Source organism: Pantoea sp. Pa-EAmG (assembly GCF_030024295.1).
GTDB classification, from domain to species: domain Bacteria; phylum Pseudomonadota; class Gammaproteobacteria; order Enterobacterales; family Enterobacteriaceae; genus Pantoea; species Pantoea dispersa.
The window spans coordinates 1-6,462 of sequence record NZ_JASEWO010000218.1 but is presented as its reverse complement, the minus strand read 5'-3'; the positions used below and the strand labels follow the sequence as shown (position 1 = coordinate 6,462).

Here is a 6,462-nt window from a genome sequence, read left to right as displayed (position 1 = left end):
CGCATGATTAATCTATTGAGGCAGATAGCCTTACAAACTAAATAAATCATTGAGGAACAGACCATGAAAAACATCAAAACTTTCGTTGCAGTTATCGCACTTTCAGCTGTTTCATTCGGTAGCTTTGCTCAGAGCGTCACCGCGTCAGCCTCTACTCTGGATGCCGCAGAAGCGCAGATTGCTGCTCAGGCGCATCAGGCAGGTGCTTCCTACAAAATTACCAGCGCCCGTTTCAACAATGGTGCCTATATCTCTGCTGAATTGACCAAATAAGTTGGTCTCTAATAGATGATTAAGGGCCGCTCAAAGCGGCCTTTGGTTTTTGGGCGGAAGGCATGAATAGCCGGATGAAGGGCGCTGCCGTTCAAATTTGTCTTACTGATTTATTGCTGCTGGAAAACCAGAACCCAGTACGATGAAGCGAAGTATTTGCTGGCTCTCAAATCGCGACACTCGACCTTACTGAAGCCATAAAAGCTTGTCGAATGTCTCAGGGCGTGAAGCAGACATTATCTGATGGCAGATGAATATTTTTATCACATTAAACATAACTTCCCTTCTGACACCGCCGCTGTTACTCCAAAACGCCAATGTCGTACGGAACAATTCAGAGATGATGTCTCTGAATTAGTCTTACATCTCCGCAGTCTCAGCTAAGAATATAGAGGTGTCATGCTTCAACTGATGGTGGGACAGGACAAAGATTCAGCTTTTGCCCTGTCCCATGTAACAGACTGGCCGCTACGCTAACATTCTGCGGATAGCATTACACCGTAAACTCATGGCTGTCTGGGAAACCTCCGATGCCGGAGCAAGAAGATCAAAACCATGATTAACACCTGGATATAAATGAAATTCTGTCTGAACCGCTGCTGAAACTGAACGGCTGGCCCATTCAATATTTTCATTGCAGAACAGATCCAGTTCGCCAACATCAAGGTATGTCGGCGGAAGCCCAGTCATATCTGATACCGTAGAGGCACTGATGTAAGGAAGTAAATCATTTTCAACTTCATTACCCAGCCGCGCAGCCCAGCCAGTCGTTACGTCATCGACAGACACCGATAAAAAAGGCGTTAATGCCGGACTTACAGCCGCAGTCTTGTGATCAATCATAGGGTAAATCAAAACTAACCCGGCCAGCGAGATTTGATGGTCACGCGCATATATTGCCGTGGAAGCAACGATACCGCCTCCTCCACTGTCTCCCATTAACACGATTTTTTTCGGGTCGATATCCAGATCTGTTGAGCTATCCTTTAACCAATTCCACGCAGCAATAACCTGCTTCGTTTGTGTTAACCCATTTGTTTCAGGTGACAGGCCATATTCGAGAGAAATGAAATCAATGCCGCTTTCTGACGCATAGTTACTGACGATTTTATCGTATAACTCACCAGTCCCTCCCACACCAGCACCACCATGGACATACAAAACTATTCCTTTCGATAACGACCGTTCTGGAGAGTAACGGCGCGCGCTTAATTGCAAACCGTCATACGGTATTTCAACATCAGTGAACGTCAGACCCTGAGGTATCGCCAGTCCTTGATTTACAATCTCATAAAATCCTGCCAGCCGGCTTCTGAGGCTGAAAGCATCGCCGGTAATGACCGCTGGCAGCGCTGCTAAAGCGGGCTGCAAAATTGCCAGTTGTTCGGCAAGTTGTGGATCAAGTACATAGCTCATCATAATTCCTTATTTAGTGTCTCGAATCAGATTATGATTTACTGTATGCCTGTCTCAAATGACATATAAAGGCTCTTTTAGGACATGTTGCGTAACATCGGTTTTTTAATTTTTCCTGACTTTAACCTTCTCGATTTGAGCGGGCCGCTGAGTGTTTTCGAGACTGCAAATAATTATCTTGAGCTGGAAAACCAATATGTGCTTGAAATAATTAGTGTAAAAGAAGGAGTAATAGAAAGCTCAATCGGTGCAACCCTGCATGCCGGTTCTGCTGAAGGAAAAGTATTTGATGTATTGATTGTTCCTGGCGGGCGTGGTGTTGATACTGCCAGCTTAGACCCAGAAATACTGGCGCTTTTTAAGCGCGACATCGCATCACGTTACGTATCGGTATGTACGGGGGCATTTCTTCTCGCTGCTTCCGGAAAACTGTCACAAAAAAAAGCGACCACGCACTGGGCACGGGCAGCTGAGCTTAAGCGATTACACACGGATATAATGCTTCAGCCTGATGAGATAGTGGTCGAAGATGGGGACGTATGGTCTTCCGCTGGCGCGACGGCAGGTATGGATATTGCGTTAGCACTGGTTGAGTCTGAACATGGGAAAACGCTTACGCACCTTGTGTCCCGCATTCTGCTTATCCCACATCGGCGTACACGTGGTCAGCTACAGTATGTGAAGATGCAGGCTATAACTCCGCCACCGCCACGCCTTCAAAAAATTCTTGAGTTTATTAGCCTGAATTTACAAGAAGATCTAAGCGTATCAGCTCTGGCTGAACGGGCATTTCTGAGTGCCAGACAGTTATCTCGCGAATTTATTACCTATACCGGTCTTTCACCGGCTCGTGCCGTTGAAAGTATACGAGTCGAATTTGCACGAAGTAAAATAGAAAATACCAACCTTCCGTTATCCTCTATCGCAAAAGAAAGTGGCTTTCAAAGTCTCGCGCATATGAGGAAAGCTTTTGTCAGAACCTTCAACATTTCTCCTCGCAATCTGAGAACACACATGTGATTGCCACTGGACAATATGTTCCTGCAGTACAGCCTGGAGGATTTGTGCTGACCGATGTCGCTTTAGTGCTTAATGTTGATTGAAAATGATGAATGGCTGCTGTCCAGAGAATGTCCGCAAGAATAATGTTAGCAATGTCCGATCCTGGCACAGAGCGGTTTAATAAGTGTGTTGCATCCATCGGTTGAACTCACAGTACTAAGAGGCCATAAGCCCGCGCCTTGTTTGCCGATGTCACCGCACATCAGCAACTATTTCAAGTGATCCAACCATTGCATCTGCGATATCCAACATGGCACGTAAGCGATCCATGTGCCGAAGATCCTGATGGTAACCTACCCAGATATCTCGTGAAGGAGGCAAATCAGGCGTTGCGAGGCGCTGCAACCCTGGAGTGGCATCACCCAACGGTTGAGGTAGTACGGCGATGCCCATCCCGCGAGCACTCATTTGCGCCTGAATCGCCCGGCTCGTGCTTTTAAAAGCACATCTCGACTGCGGAAAACGCTCAAGCAACCAGGATACGTCAGGAAAATGGGATTGCTCGGTATTCATCAAAATCAGCCCCACCGAGCGCGGATCGTTTAGCATTAACTGGGCGTTTTCCGGCGTGCCATAGAGTGCGTAGGGCATACTCATCAGGCGACGCTGAACAATATCCGGCTCGGTAAAAGGCACAATGCGAAACGCGATGTCGGCGTCACGGCGCGACAAATTGATCAAGCGGTAACTGGCAATGACTTCCGGCATAATCGCCGGGTGGCGGCGCGTCAGTTCGCTCAGCACCGGCGCCAGTACATAATTTGCAAACCATTCCGCGGAAGATATTCGCAGTATTCCTTCAAGCCGTTCATGATTGCCCGCCAGGCGGCGTTCCATTGCCAGCGCAGAGTCCTCCATCGCTTCGGCCAGTGTCATCACGCGATCGCCAGCGTCCGTTAGCACCAGCCCTTCACGGGTCCGGCGAAAGAGCGCTTGCTGTGCTTCATCCTCCAGCGCTTTTATACGGCGACCTACCGTCGGATGACTCACGCCAAGGCTGCGGGCCGCTTCCCCGAAAGAGCCTTTACGCTTTACCGCCAAAAATATCCGAACGTCACTCCATTCCATGCTCGCACCTCACCGTACAAAAATGAACATCGAATATACAAAAATGTCAGTTCCCAAACAACAATGTAAGCATCACCATAGCTTCCTCATTCAAATCGCGTCAGACGGTTATAACAGGAAGCTGAAATTATGAACAAATTAAAAGATAAAGTTGCCATCGTTACCGGCGGATCGAAGGGTATTGGCGCCGCGATTGCCCGCCAGCTGGCGGCGGACGGTGCGCGGGTGATTGTTAATTACGCTTCAGGAAAAAACGATGCCGAAAAAGTAGTGGCTGACATTACCGTTACCGGGGGACAGGCGTTAGCAGTAGCAGCGGATGTTACTCAACAAGCCGACGTTGAGGCACTGATTAACGCGGCTATCGAACGTTTTGGACAGCTGGATATTGTCGTCAATAACGCGGGCGTTTATCAGTTCGCCAGAATTGAAGAGAGCACCGAAGCACTCTACCGCCGGCAATTCGACATTAATGTTTTAGGCACGCTTTTGGTGACGGCCGCTGCCACGCCGTACCTGGCTAAAGGCAGCAGCATCATCAATATCAGTTCTTTCGTCACCCGCGTGTTTATCGCTGAAAGTGCCATTTACAGTGGCGCCAAGGGCGCTGTTGACGCCATCACGGGCGTATTGTCACAAGAGCTCGGTCCCCGAGGCATTCGCGTTAACGCGGTCAACCCTGGCCTGATCGAAACGGAAGGTAGCCATAGCGCAGGGGCGATGAACTCGGCGTTCCAGACATGGAATGAAGAGCAGACGCCACTTGGCCGCATCGGACAGGCGCAAGATGTGGCACCAATTGTCTCATTTCTTGCATCAGACGACGCAGGGTGGGTCACCGGTGAGGTAATTTTGGCTTCCGGCGGCATGCGCTGATACACCCGCTGACGGGTTACCTGTAATTAAGCGATGACAAAAGTCCTTTTGGGGACGGTAGGGTTTCTATGGAGTGTTCTATGTCGAGCCATAGCATCATGCAAGGCGAGCCGCGTCGCTGGGCGATGTTTATCATTTTACTGGTTGGGGCATTTTTGCCGCCGCTCGATTTTTTTATTGTCAATGTGGCGCTGCCTGCAATACAGGGCGAGCTGGGTACCTCATCTTCTGCTGAACAGATGGTAATTTCATCCTATGCCGCTGTGTATGCGGTCACATTAATTACCGGTGGCCGGCTGGGTGATATTTATGGCCGGGGAAAGATGTTTTTCATCGGCCTTATGGGATTTGCCGCCGCATCGCTGCTGTGTGGTTTAGCCTGGTCACCGTGGGTTCTGATTACCGGACGCATATTACAAGGCGCCACGGCCGCGATTATGGCACCTCAGGCGCTGGCTTCAATACAGGCCATTTTTCCCGAAGCGGAAAAACCATTAGCGCTTAGCATCTATGGTGCTGTGTTTGGGTTGGCCTCGGTTATCGGACAGGTACTGGGGGGCGTACTGATTTCAGCAGACCTGTTTCACCTGGGATGGAGAACAATTTTTCTCGTAAACCTGCCGGTAGCGCTGCTGATTATTCTTTTTGGCCTGCGATTACTTAAGGAGACGCGGGCGCAATCCACACAGCGTCTGGATCCCATCGGCATGCTACTGGCAACGCTCACGCTAAGCGCGCTCATTGTGCCGCTGATTGAAGGCCGTGAGGCGGGATGGCCCTTGTGGACAGTATTGTTATTCCTGGCTGTCCCGTTGCTGGGCACACTGTTATGGCGTTATGAGCGCCGCCTGAGTCAGAAGGGCGGTTCGCCCCTGCTTGAACCTTCCGTGTTGAGTACGCCTGGATTAGGACAGGCGCTGGCCATTGTTTTGCTGTTTTATTCGATCGCCGCATTCTTTTTGTTGTTTTCTGTTTATCTTCAAAGCGCATTGAACCTGACGGCTCTTACAGCAGGAAGGCTTTTCCTGCCGTTTGGTCTCGGCTACCTGATTGGGCCATTATTAACGCCTTACCTGAGAGGTTTCGTCGGAAATTACCTGAGCGCGATCGGAATGGGATGCGAGGTGTTGGGCTTAGCGGGTATGGCATGGCTGATAGCCAATACGCTGGCTGGCAACGCTCCAGGGATGCTACCGCTCGCCATACTCCTGTTTATTACCGGGCTTGGTCAGGGGCTGGCCATGCCCACACTGGTGAGAATGGTGACCGGCCAGGTTGCGCCAGCCTATTCTGGGATGATCGCCGGCGTAACCAGCTCGACATTACAGCTCAGCACAGCGCTAAGCGCTGCCATTATTGGCGGCATTTTTTACAGCATGCTGGATGACTGTCACAGCGGAGCGGATATCTCTCATGCTTTTATTGTCTCGCTACTGGCGATGGCGGCGTGCCTTGCCACCGGCGCCGTGCTCAGCATGCGGCTTGGCCATAAAACCTCCCGGCATAGTTCTGATTGAGGCGGGCAACAGGTTCGGATACTCGGTGAGATAGAAATTGCATCCTTTAGCTGTCACTTGTCATATACAAAGTGAGTAATACTCTGTATGAACTTAAGTTATTTTCAGCTATAAAAATTTTAAGTACGCTGGCATTGAATCATTTATCAACCTGAGAAAAAACGATGAAACAGGCGATAGCCCCTGCAGAATTTCAACATTATTACACTGACTGGCACTTTTCTCCCGTCATTGAAGCCGATGGCACATT

Annotated in this window: 6 protein-coding genes and 1 pseudogene; 5 read left to right on the top strand and 2 right to left on the bottom strand. The window is 49.8% G+C overall.

All coding sequences use genetic code 11. The features are described from left to right. Window positions 1–63: 63 nt before the first annotated feature. Window positions 64–273, top strand: coding sequence for a YdgH/BhsA/McbA-like domain containing protein (locus QMM04_RS20010; RefSeq protein ID WP_282996849.1), 210 nt, complete (start codon window positions 64–66; stop codon window positions 271–273). 468 nt (window positions 274–741) lie between these two features. Here QMM04_RS20010 and QMM04_RS20005 read toward each other — a convergent pair whose 3' ends face one another. Beyond that, window positions 742–1,692, bottom strand: a complete 951-nt coding sequence (locus tag QMM04_RS20005; protein WP_282996848.1) for an alpha/beta hydrolase fold domain-containing protein — start codon at window positions 1,690–1,692, stop codon at window positions 742–744. An 81-nt stretch (window positions 1,693–1,773) separates the two neighbouring features. Here QMM04_RS20005 and QMM04_RS20000 point away from each other — a divergent pair, with 81 nt between their 5' ends. Beyond that, the gene (locus QMM04_RS20000; protein WP_282996847.1) at window positions 1,774–2,709 is read left to right on the top strand and encodes a DJ-1/PfpI family protein; all 936 of its coding nucleotides are present in this window, start codon (window positions 1,774–1,776) and stop codon (window positions 2,707–2,709) included. Between the two features lie 234 nt (window positions 2,710–2,943). Here QMM04_RS20000 and QMM04_RS19995 read toward each other — a convergent pair whose 3' ends face one another. After that, entirely contained in the window at window positions 2,944–3,819 is an 876-nt protein-coding gene (locus QMM04_RS19995) for a LysR family transcriptional regulator (RefSeq protein ID WP_282996846.1), read from the bottom strand. Window positions 3,820–3,948: 129 nt separating this feature from the next. On the opposite strand from QMM04_RS19995, the gene QMM04_RS19990 reads away from it, so the two are divergent. The 3 genes and pseudogenes from QMM04_RS19990 to QMM04_RS23210 form a co-directional block, all read left to right on the top strand. Continuing rightward, a complete protein-coding gene (locus QMM04_RS19990) occupies window positions 3,949–4,695 on the top strand; it encodes a glucose 1-dehydrogenase (protein ID WP_282996845.1) in 747 nt (248 codons plus the stop codon). Window positions 4,696–4,775: 80 nt separating this feature from the next. Then, window positions 4,776–6,212 carry an MFS transporter gene (locus QMM04_RS19985; RefSeq protein WP_282996844.1) on the top strand — a complete coding sequence of 479 codons (1,437 nt, stop codon included), beginning with the start codon at window positions 4,776–4,778 and terminating at the stop codon, window positions 6,210–6,212. 164 nt (window positions 6,213–6,376) lie between these two features. Then, a pseudogene (locus tag QMM04_RS23210) lies at window positions 6,377–6,462 on the top strand (RidA family protein); the annotation flags it as partial.

Coding starts and splice junctions, on each gene's coding strand:
- QMM04_RS20000 (WP_282996847.1), top strand. CDS start 1,774: ATGTTGCGTAACATCGGTTTTTTAATTTTTCCTGACTTTAACCTTCTC.
- QMM04_RS19990 (WP_282996845.1), top strand. CDS start 3,949: ATGAACAAATTAAAAGATAAAGTTGCCATCGTTACCGGCGGATCGAAG.
- QMM04_RS20005 (WP_282996848.1), bottom strand. CDS start 1,692: ATGATGAGCTATGTACTTGATCCACAACTTGCCGAACAACTGGCAATT.
- QMM04_RS19985 (WP_282996844.1), top strand. CDS start 4,776: ATGTCGAGCCATAGCATCATGCAAGGCGAGCCGCGTCGCTGGGCGATG.
- QMM04_RS19995 (WP_282996846.1), bottom strand. CDS start 3,819: ATGGAATGGAGTGACGTTCGGATATTTTTGGCGGTAAAGCGTAAAGGC.
- QMM04_RS20010 (WP_282996849.1), top strand. CDS start 64: ATGAAAAACATCAAAACTTTCGTTGCAGTTATCGCACTTTCAGCTGTT.